Annotated in this window: 1 protein-coding gene; it reads left to right on the forward strand. The window is 68.9% G+C overall.

The features are described from left to right. Positions 1-1,187: amino acid permease (locus tag GMA12_RS18125; RefSeq protein ID WP_156270877.1), on the forward strand; the 1,187-nt coding region annotated here is incomplete at its 5' end. Positions 1,188-1,203: the final 16 nt, after the last annotated feature.

Consider the following 1,203-nt stretch of genomic DNA (forward strand, 5'->3'; position numbering starts at 1 on the left):
CCTCCTTCGGCTTCGCCATCGGCTGGAACTACTGGTACAACTGGGCGATCACCGTGGCCGCCGAGCTGGTGGCCGCCGCGCTGATCATGCGCTACTGGCTGCCCGACGTCCCGTCCTGGATCTGGTCCGGGGCGTTCCTGCTGATCCTGTTCCTGCTCAACGCCCTGTCCACCCGCGCCTATGGTGAGAGCGAGTTCTGGTTCTCCCTGGTGAAGGTCGCCACCGTGGTGGTCTTCCTGGTGCTGGGCATCCTGATGATCGTGGGCGTGCTGGGCGGGGACTCCCCGGGCTTCGCGAACTGGACCACCGGCGAGGCCCCGTTCGTGGGCGGTGGGGCGGGGATCCTGGCGATCGTCATGGTGGCCGGTTTCTCCTTCCAGGGCACCGAGCTGGTCGGTGTGGCCGCCGGTGAGGCCCAGGACCCGCAGAAGAACGTGCCCAAGGCCATCCGCACCGTGTTCGTGCGGATCCTGCTCTTCTACGTCGGGGCGATCACGGTGATCGGGTTCCTCATCCCGCACACCAGCCCGAACCTGCTCACCAGCGACGTGGAGGACATCTCCATCTCCCCGTTCACCCTGGTGTTCGAGAACGCCGGGGTGCTGGCGGCGGCCTCGGTGATGAACGCGGTGATCCTCACCGCCATCCTCTCCGCCGGCAACTCCGGGCTCTACGCCTCCACCCGCATGCTCTGGGCCCTGGCCGACTCCGGCAAGGCCCCGCGCTTCCTGGCGAAGGTGAACCGGCGCGGGGTGCCGATGAACGCGCTGCTGGCCACCACCGTGGTGGGCGGGGCGTCCTTCCTGACCACCTTCATCGGCGACGGGGACGCCTACGTGTGGCTGGTCAGCGCCTCGGGGCTGGCCGGGTTCATCGTGTGGATGGGCATCGCCTGGAGCCACTACCGCTTCCGCAAGGCCTACACCACCCAGGGCCACGACCTGGCGGAGCTGCCCTACCGGGCCCGGTTCTTCCCGCTGGGGCCGGTGATCGCCCTGGCGCTGTGCGCGGTGGTGATCCTGGGGCAGAACTACCAGGCCTTCCTCGGGGAGGTCGACCTGCTCGCGGCGGCCACCGCCTACATCGGCCTGCCCCTGTTCCTGGCCCTGTGGCTGGGCCACAAACTGGTCACCGGCTCGAAGATGGTCCGCTACGAGGACGCCGACCTCACCCGCGTCCAGGACTGACCCGCCCCACCGACCC

This window comes from Kocuria sediminis, from assembly GCF_009735315.1.
Classification (GTDB): Bacteria; Actinomycetota; Actinomycetes; order Actinomycetales; family Micrococcaceae; genus Kocuria; species Kocuria turfanensis.